This is a genomic window from Synechococcus sp. ROS8604 (genome assembly GCF_014279655.1).
In the GTDB taxonomy this organism is placed as follows: domain Bacteria; phylum Cyanobacteriota; class Cyanobacteriia; order PCC-6307; family Cyanobiaceae; genus Synechococcus_C.
The window spans coordinates 2,188,228-2,203,029 of record NZ_CP047946.1; the positions used below are offsets into that span (position 1 = coordinate 2,188,228).

Annotated in this window: 11 protein-coding genes; 3 read left to right on the top strand and 8 right to left on the bottom strand. The window is 44.9% G+C overall.

Annotated elements, in window-relative coordinates; genetic code table 11:
• Positions 1-2: 2 nt before the first annotated feature.
• Positions 3-1,460: a hypothetical protein gene (locus SynROS8604_RS11820; protein WP_186544136.1), complete on the top strand. Its 1,458-nt coding sequence runs from the start codon at positions 3-5 to the stop codon at positions 1,458-1,460.
• Between the two features lie 127 nt (positions 1,461-1,587).
• On the opposite strand, the gene SynROS8604_RS11825 is transcribed toward SynROS8604_RS11820, so the two are convergent.
• Positions 1,588-2,061, bottom strand: a complete 474-nt coding sequence (locus SynROS8604_RS11825) for a hypothetical protein (protein WP_186544137.1) — start codon at positions 2,059-2,061, stop codon at positions 1,588-1,590.
• 424 nt (positions 2,062-2,485) lie between these two features.
• Between SynROS8604_RS11825 and SynROS8604_RS11830 the strand changes: the two genes are divergently transcribed.
• Complete coding sequence (locus tag SynROS8604_RS11830) at positions 2,486-3,397, top strand: hypothetical protein (protein WP_186544138.1); 912 nt, start codon at positions 2,486-2,488, stop codon at positions 3,395-3,397.
• A gap of 64 nt (positions 3,398-3,461) precedes the next feature.
• On the opposite strand, the gene SynROS8604_RS11835 is transcribed toward SynROS8604_RS11830, so the two are convergent.
• The 7 genes from SynROS8604_RS11835 to SynROS8604_RS11865 all read right to left on the bottom strand — a co-directional run bounded on the left by SynROS8604_RS11835 (position 3,462) and on the right by SynROS8604_RS11865 (position 11,885).
• Positions 3,462-3,824, bottom strand: a complete 363-nt coding sequence (locus SynROS8604_RS11835; protein WP_186544139.1) for a hypothetical protein — start codon at positions 3,822-3,824, stop codon at positions 3,462-3,464.
• Positions 3,825-4,124: 300 nt separating this feature from the next.
• Positions 4,125-7,424 (bottom strand): beta-ketoacyl synthase N-terminal-like domain-containing protein, encoded by a 3,300-nt coding sequence (locus SynROS8604_RS11840; protein WP_186544140.1) that lies wholly within the window; start codon positions 7,422-7,424, stop codon positions 4,125-4,127.
• A gap of 24 nt (positions 7,425-7,448) precedes the next feature.
• Positions 7,449-7,679 (bottom strand): hypothetical protein, encoded by a 231-nt coding sequence (locus SynROS8604_RS11845; RefSeq protein ID WP_186544141.1) that lies wholly within the window; start codon positions 7,677-7,679, stop codon positions 7,449-7,451.
• Between the two features lie 278 nt (positions 7,680-7,957).
• Positions 7,958-9,118 carry an alpha/beta hydrolase gene (locus SynROS8604_RS11850; protein WP_186544142.1) on the bottom strand — a complete coding sequence of 387 codons (1,161 nt, stop codon included), beginning with the start codon at positions 9,116-9,118 and terminating at the stop codon, positions 7,958-7,960.
• A gap of 230 nt (positions 9,119-9,348) precedes the next feature.
• A complete protein-coding gene (locus SynROS8604_RS11855; protein WP_186544143.1) occupies positions 9,349-10,413 on the bottom strand; it encodes a hypothetical protein in 1,065 nt (354 codons plus the stop codon).
• A 4-nt stretch (positions 10,414-10,417) separates the two neighbouring features.
• Positions 10,418-11,401, bottom strand: coding sequence for a sulfotransferase (locus SynROS8604_RS11860; RefSeq protein ID WP_186544144.1), 984 nt, complete (start codon positions 11,399-11,401; stop codon positions 10,418-10,420).
• Positions 11,394-11,885 carry a hypothetical protein gene (locus SynROS8604_RS11865; RefSeq protein WP_222930098.1) on the bottom strand — a complete coding sequence of 164 codons (492 nt, stop codon included), beginning with the start codon at positions 11,883-11,885 and terminating at the stop codon, positions 11,394-11,396. Before SynROS8604_RS11865 ends, SynROS8604_RS11860 begins: the two co-directional genes overlap by 8 nt.
• A 1,835-nt stretch (positions 11,886-13,720) precedes the next feature.
• Between SynROS8604_RS11865 and SynROS8604_RS11870 the strand changes: the two genes are divergently transcribed.
• Positions 13,721-14,755 carry a lipopolysaccharide assembly protein LapB gene (locus SynROS8604_RS11870; protein WP_186544146.1) on the top strand — a complete coding sequence of 345 codons (1,035 nt, stop codon included), beginning with the start codon at positions 13,721-13,723 and terminating at the stop codon, positions 14,753-14,755.
• Positions 14,756-14,802 lie beyond the last annotated feature (47 nt).

The window sequence follows — 14,802 nt, forward strand, 5'->3', positions numbered from 1 at the left end:
CGATGACAATAGCCTTACATAAGCACGTCAATCCAGCTCCTGTATGTGCTTGCGGATTTGGAGACTCCTATAACGCCTACGCCTACTCGGCAGCAGTCTTTAAAGGATCTATGTATATCGGTACAGGCCGCGCTAACCTTGTCTTTCTACGTTTTGGCATGCCCAATGTTCACATTGACATGTGGCCGGTGCCAATTGAATATAAGAATTACGAACAGGCCTTTGAAGAAAGAGTTTCCGCAGCAGAGATTTGGCGTTTTAGCCCGGAATCATCTACGCCTAGGCGTGTCCATCAAGCAGATTGGTATCAACCAGAAACAGGGACGCCCTTCAGACGACATTACGGTTATAGGAGCATGTGCACATATAAGGAAAGATCATCAGATAAGGCTCTGTACGTCGCGTCTACGTCCCGCTCCAGAGGTGATGGCCCTGATCTGATGGTCAGCTATGACGGAGAAAGTTTTCAACGACTCCCTAAACCAAGTATTGTCTCGGAGTTTTCATCCAATGAAGTTACACTTACTTCGATTCGTTCACTTCTTCAATATGACGAACTTTTAGTTACAACAATTACAGGCGCATCAAATGGGAACGTTAACGGGGCCGGCATCACCACAATCTTTGCAACAGATGACCCTACAAGCGGTAAATGGTTTTCCATCAACGGGAAGGGGCTAGGGACTTTCCCTGAGGTTGTTGTTGTCTACGAACTCTGTATCCACCAAGGATTGCTTTATGCAGGGACTGGCGGAATTAATGGCTTTCAGCTATGGAGAGGCCAGCGCATTAGCAAGTATGATTTTAAATGGGAATTGGTGGTTAAAGATGGGGGTGGTCGAGGAGCATTAAATCAGGGAATCATATCTTTATGTAGTCACAGAGATTATCTTTATATCGGTACTGGCATCCAAAATGGTGGGCATGATCGAACCAACAATGTTGGGCCAGCAGCAGCAGAAGTTCTGCGACTGGCTCCCAACGACGAATTAGAACTGGTTTGCGCCAATCCACGTGATGGCTTGTTACCGCTAAGTGGGCGAGGTCCTGGCTTTGGTAATTATTTCAATGCCTATATTTGGAAGATTGTAAGTATTGACGGTAAACTGCTCCTAGGAACTATGGATTGGTCGATATTTGGTCTTTGGGCATTAAGGGATGAACGGAAAACCAGATTTGGCAGACTTCTTGATTGGGATACTATGCAAGTCTTTTTATCCTCTTATGGTGGTGCAGAGCTTTGGTGTTCGGAGGATGGAGTCGACTGGAACTGCATGACGCATAACGGCTTTAACAATATTTACAATTTCGGTATTAGAAACATCATCAAATGGAATAACCATACCTATGCCTGTACTGCAAATCCTTTTGGACCTGAAGTCTTGACTAGAACATCAGACTTGGACCCCGGCGAATACAGATTAAATCCAAAGGGAGGGTGTCAAATCATATCTATCTAACATACCATTTGTTCGGAGTTGCCAAAGTAGCGATCGCGAAATATTGGCGATATTCAGCTCTATTCTATATAATATTAGCAAATATGAGTTGAGCGGTAACTGAACAGATCCTTCAAAGAAATATTTTTCAAGTCTTTGGTTGATTCTTGGATGTGATTGCAAAACCTCCCAGCTTTTTAGCGGCAATCGGTGCAATAGAAAGTAATTTTTCAAAATTCGAAAATAGTCTCATAGCAGCCGAGGTGAGAGATAATTGCCTCTCGGCCTCGTCAATAGAAATTTCGTTCAAGTGATCGAGATCTTCTGCAGATATCTTATGAAACTTATTTGGCAACAAATTAAGCTGTCTGACCATCTCAACGTGGAAAGACTGATCGAGATCCGGCTTTTCGGTCTGCATGTTACTGATCCAGATTCGCAAGACAATATTACTGCATGCTTCCAGATCAAATGGAACGTTCAATGCAGAGGCATCTGCTGATGGTCCTGAGGTAGAACCGCTCCACACTGTCGCCTTCAGGATGTTCTGGGGGACAATGATGGTTGGGACAGGTCCTTTGTTGGGCACATTACGGCTACATTCTGTGATGACCGCTTTCAAGCCGTTGCAAAGGGATCAAGTAGCCAGGGATCTTGGCCCTTGCATGGGAGATCTGTCATGTGCTTCAGTGTCGATACGATGTGGAGAAATGGAGCACCGCTGTACGGGCACGCTAGGTCTCCATAGCCAGCCACATTACGGCTATGAAGCGCTTACAGCCCCTCAGCGACGACAGCCTGGAAATGCCGGCTTCCTTACATCTTTGCTGGAGTTAGAAGTTGGGCCTTACTTATATGTGTAGAATTAAAACTACTCATGTTAGAATTCCTAGGTGATGACCAGATAATTACTTATGATAAGTTGATTCATTACGATGAAAATAGTGGACATTACAACGCTGAGGCCTATTGCATAATTCCATCGGCGAGACAATGAATATCTCATGCGTCTAGCTGGATCCATTTCGCATTGACATAGGTTTCTCATGACATTTAGCTTTTGGCAGTCTTTGAATCGCTGCAAAAATAACCTGCTGAAACCGTCGACGCGAAGATCATCAATACGCCTGCGTCCAAACATAGCAGTTCAATTTCATAGTGATGTATGCTATGGGCCTGCGCTCATTGCCGCGCATGGAAGCAAGGTCACCCTTGATGCCTATCAACTTTCCTCTATCTCGGCCAAAGGAACCGTTATCTTTCTGCATGGAGGAGGGCTGAGAAGAGGGTCAAAACGTCATATTCTAGGAAAAGACTTATATTTCAACCATCTAGGTTATAACTTTATCTCTTGCAACTACCCTCTTTCTGCCGAAGGCACTGGCTCTGTCATAGATGATCAGCTCTTGGCTTTAAGGTCACTTGACCAGTGGGTCAACTCTGATTTGCCAGTACTTTGTCCAGTTGACCCATCAGCACCAGTCATCTATCTTGGACATTCAGCTGGTTCCTATTTACTCGCATTGGGCCTTTCCAAGGGTCTATTCTCGAGACTTCACACATCATTTATATTTGTAGACTCTGCGGCCTATGACTTATCTAAGCGTTACCGTGCTGCACGCCAAAATGTAAGACTTGAGATAGAACGTTTAGTTGGCCATGATGCCAACACTAACGCCAGCTTGAATGAACTGATAAGCAAATATTCTCCAGTAGAATGCTTATTGAATAGGACTGCGCTCGCTCCTAGCGATGTCAAGGGCTGGGCCTACTTTGCAACAACGCAAAAGCGCTTTAGTCATGACAGCTCTTTGATCCTTGCCTCACTTCTAAAGACTAAGCTGAATATGCAGACAACGGTCAAAGCCTACCCGTTCAGCCATACGGATATATCACAAGAAATTTCCGAACCTAACAGTAAGATTGGTAGAGATTTGGCCCAACTACTAAGCAACTAGCTGGAAACTGAATAAACACATAACATGGCCTAGGGCCGAAAGCACATACGACTGAAGGGGATAACTAAGACAAAGGCTGCATTGCCACTGAAATAATCCACGCATCTTCTACAATACCCTCTCCAGCAAATCTCAGGTCTGCGAAGGCCCCTTTAAAAGAAAATATTCCTCGGTTCATCAACGGCTGATCGGCAGGGAAGGTGATGGAAAGTAACCGAAAGTCAGACTGGGCAACAAGACCGCCAAAAAGCTTGAAGCCGGCTTCATAAATTGTCCAGACACAACAACACAAACCTTCGATGGATACTTGATGGATGGGTGTAGGCATAGGCCAGCGCATGTAAGCGAAAATCGCAGGCCAGTCATGACCTAAGACATGCTCTATATCAAGGCCGAATGCAGACTGTTCAGTAATGCCAACCAGCACAAGTCCTCGGGAATGGGAAACAGATACATTGAGATTACTGAGATCCCGCTTGCAGAGATAGAGCTTTGGGGGACAGGATGGCGGACCATAAAGTTCTAGGTCAGTTACAGCGATACAATCATGTTGAAGCCACTGAAACAATAACAACTTACTGGCTAGCCGACTGGTAACGTAATCTGATATTCGTGCAGAATGCCGAAATGTAGAAAGACATCTCTACTCTTGACCAGATAAATAGTGAGCTGAAAGTTGCTGGCACAGCCTTGTGTCAATTGCCTGTACCAGCAACAATGGCATCGATCAGTCAACCTGATTGAAGATCTGCTTGGACGTGGAATCAGCGTTGGCCAGGATCGTGAGGATCGTTCGGCTGTGTTCGAGCAGAAGTTGATGTCCCAGCACAGGATCCTGCCGCACAACACCTGGGGCAGGTGACGCGGAGGTGCTGGGCATGGTCTGGTTGCCAGAGGATGTTAATTCCTCACTGACGGGAGTCGCAGAGTCAACTCCCTGGTCCAAGGTCTGGCCGGAGAACTCATGTCGGTTTCCGGCAGGTGGAGGCCCGGAGTCCGATGACACGGATGCCAGGAATTCCCGTAGCCCGACTGAGTTGTACTTTGGGATTTCAGAAAGAACGGGGACAGCCGCAGCAGGCCTAGTCACGGTGGCCAGGCCGGTCCTGTATCGTTCCACGAAGAGACCATCAAGTCCCACCAAATCAAGATCAAGACCAGAAGTCCAGAGAATCGCTACAGACTGGAGGAAGGCTGTCGTACTGTCTTTTCGCGAGGTGCCCAACGAAACTGCGACAATATCAGAATAGTCAGAAAGCGCTTCTTTAGTGTAGCTGGTTAGTGTAGTGTTTGGACCTAGTTCTACAAAATACCTTGCACCATCGTTATACATATTTCGAATGGTTTCCTCGTACCTGACAGGATTAAGCCACTGATCAATGAAAATCTGAGTTCCTTGCTCATAGTCATTGGGGTAAGGCTGTGTAGTCAGGCAACTGTATATAGTTGCGTGATCTGGTTCGAACTGTATTGAGTGAGGAAACTCACTGTAGAGCTTGCGATGCGTTTCTGCTCCTTGCTTGAAATAGCGTGTGTGATAAGGACGTGTCAGTGGGGTTGGCAGCAAGGAGCCTCCAGCAGCAAGCACCTGCTCTTCCAGTTCCTTGCTAAATGCAGCCTCAGAAAAGACAATACGCTGCGAACGACAATTATCGGAAATTAAGGACCACTCAGGCCGACGTTTGAGGATCTCTTTGAGCTGAGTAGTATCAAGTCCAGAAATGGCAAATGTCGACCCCTTAGGAAATTCATCAATAGAATTCTCATTAGAAAAGAATTCATGAATCTGCTTCACCCGAGTCTTTAAGTCGTCTTGATTTTTCATCGTGGCAAGACTTCCTGAAAGCATCACTGCATTTGATTCACCCTGACTATGCCCAACAACCTGATCTGGTCGCAAGCCTATCCGAGAAGCGATTTCATAGAAAGACATCAGGCAAGCGGCAATGATTTGCGTCGCCGAGTCCTGAGCGTAGAGGAGCTCCATTCGCTTAACATTGGCGGTTTGAGTACAGCTCAGATCAGCGTTCGGCATACAAGTAACCAAGCCGAGTGGTATGTCACGATCCAGCGCTTCATCCATAAAATTATACCAATAAGAAAAGAGATCAATATTATTTGTCAGATCACTGAGCATCTCAGGAGCTTGAACTCCTTCACCTGGAACCAGAAATGCAACTTTACCGCGTGATTTGACGCACTCAGAATAGATGAAATGGCGTCCACGATGACTGGATGTTGAAACATTCCCAGCTAACCAGGTCGAGGCATCCTGCAGACCTTCTCCGAGTTTCTTGAGAGAAGAAGCAAAAATAACTAGCCTGACCGATACCTCGGAGGACTGATCATGGCCATGAGGGGTGCTGAATAGGACCGCTTGGTGGATCGCCTCAACATCAATGCCAGCCATCAATTCCTGCAATTCTGAACGGGAGGTTGCCGCTAGAAAGATGGCCCGACCAGTAGTTGTATAGCCATGGTGGCGATACTGGAGCATGCCACGGTAGGTTCTTCCAGATGAGTCGTTGTCGGAACTCAGGCCTGCATCATCAGAGGGCGCTTTTGATCCTGAGGCTGGATATGGGAAAAGGACGCTAGGTGCTGGATTTTCAAGGTTAGGAGCTATAAACTCCTGAAGTATCAAGTGACCATTAATGCCTCCAAAGCCAAACGAATTTATGGCGGCAACACGCGGCTTTACTGGAGAATGGAACCAACGTCGAAGTGTGCGGTTGATATAAAAAGGTGTGGAGTGGTCAGCAACAGCCTCCAAGGGATCCGGACAAATTGAAGGGGGAATCAATTTGTTCTGAAGTGCGAGTGAGATCTTGATCAGACTGGCCACTCCAGATGCAGGGATCGTATGGCCTATCAGTGATTTAATAGATCCAATAGCAATAGTGGAAAGACCACGGTGACAATCAGCAAACACTTCAAGCATCGATGAAAGCTCAGTGTTATCTCCATGAGGAATTCCCGTTGCATGAACTTCGACCAATGAAACATCTGAAGGTTTAATATCACATTTTTCGTACGCCCTCTTCATCGCCGCGACCTGCCCCTGTCGATTGGGGGCTAAAAGTCCCTCACCTTTTCCATCACTGGCCAAGGCAACCGAGCGAATTACAGAATAGATTGTATCGCCAGACTTTACGGCATCTGACAAGCGTTTCAAGGCAATAAAGCCTACTCCTTCAGAGAGAAGTGTCCCAGATGCGGACTTCGACATCGGGAATATTCCCTCCTCCGACAAAGCATTAATTGTGCAGAACAATTGATAAATAGGAAAGTTCATCGTAGCCTGCACACCACCTACCAGCATCAGATCGGCATCACCGGCATCCAGTTGCTTGATTGCATGATCCACAGCAATCATGCCTGAAGTGCAGGCACCATCCACAAGATAGTTAGGGCCAAGCAGACCAAGCCTGTTTGCAATCGTTCCGGAGACTACATTGGATATAAGGTTTGGTGAAATTGCTGGATCAGCAACCAACTCATAAGTTGAAGAAAGCAGAGAGCGGAGTTGCTTCCTCCGCTCCCCTTTCAAAACTCCACCTACTGAATCCGCAAGAACGTCAATGAAATGCTCCATAATCATGCCGTTCATCAGCGCCCCGACGATCCCTCTGTGAGGGTGGTCACCCATGCCGACCACCACACCTGTCCGCTCATGGGGAATCCACTCTGGGGCCCGTCCGCGCAAAGCATCTGCCATGGCCTCGGCGGCCACCTGCAGGCAGAGGTACTGGGACGGATCTCCTTCAACGAGATTAGGAGGAAAAGCAAACCTTAAAGAATCTATCCAACTATCATCAGCTATAGATCCATACTTTTTAGTGTATATCGTGGAATATGATTCTCGTGGATTAGACCTGTCTTGGTCTTTATTGTAGTAAAATCTGGACCAAGAGTCAGTCATCTCCCTGAGGAGTGACTCTCCGTTAACAAGTGCCTGCCAATATGATGAGGTGTCCTTAATTCCCGGATATCTGCAAGCCATGCCTACAATTGCGTAGCCCTGCATATAAGCCCTATCAATTAAACTAGTTTAGCATGAATAAGCGCAGGTGAAACTGTGGATTAGATCGCCAACGGATGGAAGAAGCACCTGGCTGAGACGGGGAAAGTGATGCACTGTCAGCCTGGGAATGATCCGATCGAGCCTCACGTTCCCATCGCCACAGGCTGCGCTTCCATGTGTCGCATCACTGATCCAGCCAAAGTGATCCAGTACTGCCCAACCTGAGCTGATGTAAGACCAGTTGACAGCCAGGACCATGAATCCAACCTTGGCTCCTTGCTGGGGGCGCAGACCCTCATGCTAAGCGACATTACCCACGCCCACTCCGCACCGATCAGCCCGGGGATCGCCTGATGACTCAGTTCCCTGACAGGGTGTGCTTGGAGGATGGCCATTAAGCCCACCGGGGACCTTGCAACTGAGGGATTCAGTGATTCCTGCAGAATCAGCAGATCTGTTGCGACAGGGTCAGGGATGAGCTGACAAGAGAAATCCACCAAGTGTTCGATCTCATTTGCAGAGACAAGGTATAGAGATCAACGTTTCAGAGCAGCCAGAATGGCCGCCCCCGTGCTGCTTTCAGGCTCTCCGATACTCTTGTGCATACCTTTATGGTCATATGAATGAGCCGAAAGATAGGCGTTGAAAGCCCTGCAATCATTGAGTGCACTGGCGAACGACCTGATTTCAGCCTGCTGTTTTTCGGGCCGTTGGGTTGAATACATAATCATCACATCGGTTGGTGATGATTTCTTCGGGCATGATGTCCTGACAAGCTCAGCAGGGACCCATTCGGCAAGAAGGGAGTTTTTACCCGATCCGCTCATGGCGCTTTGTCCAAAAATAGTGGCCAGACTGTTTTTGTATCGTCGCACTTTGCCTGTATACCAGTTAGAATCATTTAGAATAAGCTTTTGGTAAGAATCAGCAGTCGCTCGATATCGCGGACTAGTGGCAGTCAGCGCTGCCAAATATGCTCCAGCTGAATGCCCGATCATGGCAGCACCCTTCATGGTGCATGAAGGTCTGATTTTACTGAGATTGGCTTCAAGCCATGCCGTGGCGGAAGAAAGCGCAGACATCTGCTGCTCGATCAATCCGTTGACAGGACGTCCATAGACTGGGTAGTTCAGGGAAACAAGACAGAAGCCATTGCGATTCATAAGGTCTGGCATGGAACCGACACTTCTTTTATCGCCTCTCATCAGAGATCCTCCATGAACATAAACAAGAGTCGGGCATGGTGAGCCAGAAGACTGCTTACAGGGAAAAATATCGAGGGTATTACTGCCCGCAGGAGCACCAGGAATCAATGGCGAGTAAGCCGAACCAGTTGTAGACACATTGACTGATTTAGACGCTGCAGATTGCCTATTTCCCTGAACGCGACGCTTGAACGACCTTGGCATCGCGCAACCTGCGAGCATGGCCTCCATCAGCAGAAACATGGCCAGCAGAATCATAGAAAACCTCCATCTGGCTCTGGGCCGGCGGCAACCATTCTCTGGTGACAGAACAGCAGGAATTGCGTCAAACAAAGCAACGGATTGCGATTGTTTTCTTTGTTCCAGTTCAATACATGAACATTCGGATTTCATCGTGATTTGACCCGACATGTCGCCTCCATTGATTTCAGTTTTATGAGTACTCGGCTCAAATACCATCATGTACGAGTGCTTCACTAGGACATCGTACATGGCATGGTGAGAACTTGACAACATATGAGCGAAAGATATTTTCGCGCGAATGGCTCGGGTTTTCCAGAGTCTCCTTAGCATCGTAAAAACTAAAATCAGCCGCAAATCAATACATAACAGGGAGATGACAATAGACGTAGCGCAATCAACACGCAGCCGTGAACGTATCAAAATCTAAATTATATTATAAAAGATTTAGGAATGAAAAGGGTTTTCTCTTGGTACAAAGGTTATGAGATGCAAACATCATCAAAGAAATAAATATTTGAACGATCAATTCTAGACGAATAGAAAAGCGTTTGGGAGTAATCTAGATGATGCACAAGCATCGGCACAAGATCATGGTCACGATGCACGACTTTGTCGATTGGTACAAATGTAGAACCAAAGTCAGATGAACAATAAATAGAAGTTGTTGTATAATCTAGAGTGAATACACAAAGCCTGTTAGGATGAGAAAGTTGAGTAGACAAGTCACAATGCTGTGAAGAAGCTAAGACCAAGCCTAATGATGGGTGGACTAAGGCTGACGCAGAAGGAGCAATCGATAATGAATTATCAATGGAGAAGAGAGAACGTCCAAGAACAAGAGTAGGCTTAGCTGAGCCCTTACAGGCAAACAGTCTGGATTCAACCCCACAACTTAAAGTTCTGATAGAAGAATCATTGGCAATAAGTGCAACGGTATGATCGCTGAGCTCAATAGCATCAACAGGCGACAGGTACGGATAGTGAGATTGAAAGACAGAGATAGCGTTAGCAATTTTCGAATTACAATTATAATAGGATGATATGAGAGATGCAGCAGTTCTTATAGATAATACATCTCGATAACTATGAAACGGGACACAAACTGAGGTCAAGGTAGTTTCGTAGAAGGCATTATCATTAAGCAAAGGAGAGCTATTTAAAGTAGACGCACCTGCCAAGTTATCACGAGGCTTGCAAAGTTTAAGTAATTGATTCCAATGACTAGAATTACAATTAATCTCAGCCTTAGCAACCTTGATGCCCAAAGAAGCGTCATAATGTAAAATATACAACAAAGACTGAACACCTTCAGGCTCGTCAGTTATAAAATAAAGTTGACCATTGAGCGAAGAACCAAGATAAACAAAATGGTAAGGAAGCACAAAGCGAGCATCAGAAAACGATGATGTAGAATAGACAATAGTTCGAGATGAAGTCGTAGAAAGAAGAACCCATAGTCCGACTGAATTGATTGACTGATGGACAGCTAATATTTGCTGAGTCTCGCTGGTCCCTCCAGGGAGGGGAATAGAAAGCAAATTCATTCGTTCAGGCGTAGCCAAGTTGTGCTTCGATATCTAAGACTAATTCAAGGAGTGAGTGATTCCAATCTTGTAAACGCGAAATAACTGCCTCGCTACTAGACCTCTCAATATAATAGCGAGTAAAGTTTGATCGATCATTTGAAGTTAGGTAGGTCCTGACTTGTTCGAATGAATATTCCTTTCTGCGCATCGGCCTAAATTCAGGATTAGTAATAAATTTTGGATCATTGCCACATGGAGCCATACGAGGTCCAAAGAAGGCATATGGCGAATTCTCTGGATGGAGCATTTCGTCGATACTTCGTTCGTCAGTCGACACTCCTAACCACTCGCAGATTTGAGGAAGTACTGAATGTGGCTCAATCAGAATAGACTCACCCTTGACTGTAAGAAAATTGGACGGAGGTATAATGGAACGAAACTTTAATATACTCTTATGAGTAGCATACCACATTAAAGCATAGTTATCTTTAACAAGTGGATGTCGGAGACTCTTGCGCTCACCTTGGTTTGAATCACGATGTTCAAAGAACTCCTTAAGTGACTTAGAAGAACCTACGACACTCCGAGTAAGATGGATGAATTTGGCTTTGGGATAAAATTTGAAAAGTCTTATCATTCGATCAATGGACCGAGTATTTCCAGGCGATTTCTCAATGCATAGCTTGGGATCATGCGCTACACACAAATAATCAAACAATTCCTTAGTAGATAGAGATCTATGATTGGCAAGCCACATCCAAGCACGGCTACAGGCTGCACTATCTTGTTTGTTTTCGTGAACCTCTGCAATTGCTCGCAACAGTCCACTAGGAGCATAACGACATTGAGTAATATTAGATTTACTTGAAAGAACATGCTCAACATTATCGCGCCATAACAGATGTAACTCCGGAAAACAATAAAGCTGGGGATGTTGTCCAATTATAGACGATACAACGGAAGAAAAGGAACGAGGGGGACTTAACAGGAAGATAGGCTCACTCATGAGATTGATTATTAAAAAGGTTTCTCTTAAGAGCGTTGTAACGATGCTGTATTCGATCCTTCAGATTCTGAAGATCATTAATGAGTTCAGTGGAAAGAACCATATCAGGTGACTCGTCATTTAGAATAGGAGGATCAATTGGCTCAAATAAGAATTTAAATAACGCTGCATTTTCAGACTCCATCTCACTGAAGGGCTCCGTTACAAGCTCAGAACTTGATGGCTGAGGATCAAGCTGATGATCAGCATCTTCGTCATCCGAGACATGAATGTAAGACTGATCAGCATCTTTTCGGGATACTGAAACAATTTGCGTGAGTGTATTGTATTCTATACTATTTTTTCGACCAGCAACAGTACTGTCAAGATTAGCTCGCTCCATCAGGACTTCAAAGTAAGAGTCGAAGGTATTAGCGGTCTGGTGCTGCGAAGGTTCACTTTCATGAGCTTCATGAGATGAGTCGTCAACTCTTTTAGTGGTCATGAAATTAAAAAGCGAGGAATGCTTCATTGTTAATTCGAATTAATTTGACGAACTCAAGAGGGTGCTCGTTAGTAAGTCACTAGAAGTGACTTGTGCGTGGCAATAACGGAAGATAAATACAGCTTATTAAAATCATCAAGCTTTTCTGAATCAAACGTCAAACAATCATGTGACTTTAGTGGGGGCAAGGGCCTTGTGTCAATGACAACTTGACTAGATATGACATCTTCTAACCTAGATGACTCCGTGAGAACACTAATATTGTTTAATCCAAGGAGTGTTGAATGGTATAGACACATTCTCGAATGTCGATCCTCAGCATGGATAAACATTCTAACATGTGTTCTGGAAGTTCTTGCCCTAATCCCAGTCCATGAAGAAGGAACATGCAAGTATGAATCAGCTGGTCCTGAAATGAGCAGTACGCCGTTGAGAATGTGATCTATAGCCATAACTGCGGCGTGCCCTGCTCCTTGACTATGACCCACGACAAGTGCGTGAGAAAGGATCTCATGATCAGAAATTGAATTACCATGACGTTTCTTAACTTGTTCTAGAAAAGATCCCATGACTGAGTCCTCATAGGCAATCGAAAGTCTTGAATCCGATATTGATTGGCTACCATAAATTAACTCTCGACGGACCTGGAGCATACAATCTGAACTATAAATCTCAGAATTTAGCTTGGCGACAGTAGTAGAAACCGGATAATCAACAGTATAAAAGTCACTATTTTGAGCCAAACAATTACTCAACCAGACATAGTCGGAACTTCGGCGAAAACTGCCAGGCAGAAAAAGAGTAAACATGGAAACTGTTGTTCAGAGATTAAGAATAAACAAGGATTGGTGGGGGCTTACCTTACCAATGTGCTGGCAAACAAACAAGGGGAAGGGAGAGCTTCGCAAGACTTTTCAGAACGGGAATTGAGCAGTGAAAACGCCAAGGTGATGGCTGATACTCAGAGAGCATGGCATGGCTGTGTGTGCCTTAGGGCTGCATTGATCCACTTCGACGATGTACCGGGATGAGCACTCCAGGATCATCCAGTGATCAAGGCAGTGTCCAGCCAAATTGATCATCCTGAATGACGCACCTCTTCGGGATGTTGAAAGTTGTTCAAATGAGGTATGACTTATCAAATTAGTGCGTATGCTATTTGAACTGATGCTGCACTCAGGCTCGACAAGATAGGGCATAGGCAATAATTGTTGCATCCTAATAGTTAGGGACAAATCACAATTGCGTTCAACTAAGCGGACTTGAAGGGCCTTACCTCAAACAGTTCATCCGCCTTGACGTACTACTCTTTATATCCAAGTAATCTATGCATGTTCGACTGGACGGATCTAAACTTGTGTAACAAGTATGATCTTGATTCACAATGACTAAGGTTCAAAATAATGATCACAGCAGCCTAGTAGTTTACGAGATAAGCAAGAGAGCCAAGGATTTACTCCAGCCAAACAAGCGAGAAATGCCAAAGTCAATGAATGGTGGTTTTCCAGCGGAAGTAGTTGTCTTTATTCTTTATTGTAGAATCATCCATTCGCTCAGTAAGACGAGTTCGTAAAAATTTGATAATACAATGCAACAAAAACGATGATGAGACAGTCACGTTGAGTCGTTAAGGAATTAACTGTTGGAAAGAGGTTGGCTCAGAATGCACTGGAAAGGTAATCCATGCAAATGTGAACCAATTAAAAATTCCTAATGATACCTCTAAAAATCCATACTCTCCGGCGGCAATTATATTTTAAATTATCGCCAAGTATCCAGAGTTGACTACCGCTGGTTTACGGTGCTAAGATTAACCAGTGTAGAGATGCTCAACAATGGCCGTAGTGCTTCCAGGTCACCTAAAATCAACCTTCAAGGAGGTACGGTCTCTGATCGTCAAAGATAAAAATTTTCCTGAAGCAAGAAGGGTTCTAGCTGGAGTTCCTGATGGGGAACTCTACGCTCCATATCATGTAGCCATGGCTGCAATTGCCCGATCAGAAAGTGATTCCGCAGTTGCAATGGCTCACCTTGAAAAAGCACTTTCCTTAACACCTGAAGACATCAGATTGCTTTCTCGTATTGGTAAGTTGAGGCTTCAAGAAGGCAATAAAATGTTAGCACAAGAGTGTGCAAACAGGGCTCTTCTACAGAAACCTAACAAGAAGTCGGATGTAACTGCACTAGCATCATTTTTGCAACAGCTCGGAGATCCTGATAACTCAGCCAAAGTTTTACGAGAAGTAGTTCTTCAAAATCCTAACGACATAAAGCTACGCAGGATGCTTGCTATCTCTCAACTACAACTGGGACAGCTTGATGAATGCGAACGCAATCTTAACAATTGCTTGAGACTTGATCCGAAGAATCATTATTCACAAATCCTCCTTGGTGAAATTCTCATTGCACAGGGTAATAAAGTTCGTGGTTTGGCAATAATTCGTTCAGCAGACAATGATGAATGTCCTTCTAAACTCAAAGAGCGCTTGTCAATCGATGCTGCTGAATGCTACATAGATCTTGGTGAATACAATGCCGCCAAGGATGAACTTACCCGAGTGCAAAGTAGCAACAGTCCTCGCTTTAATTTTTGTTGGGGTAAGATTCAATATCAAGACAAAGACTATGAATTTGCATTGACCAGTTTGATGGCTGCTTCAAAGTCCATTGGAACAGATGGGGACTCGACAGACGCTTCAATTGTTGATCCCTCAAGCATTACAAAAGAGGATCAGCAGAGTCGCTGTGAGCAGCTGATTCACGATTTGGGAGGAAAATTGGAAAAGTTGAAAACAACTACTGGATATGGATCATCTCAAAGTGGAGTGGATCAAAGTACTATATTCAATGATAATGACGATGAATTCTAAAGTCCTTTGTACTCCCTAATCTTTCATTCATTATCATGATAGTAGGT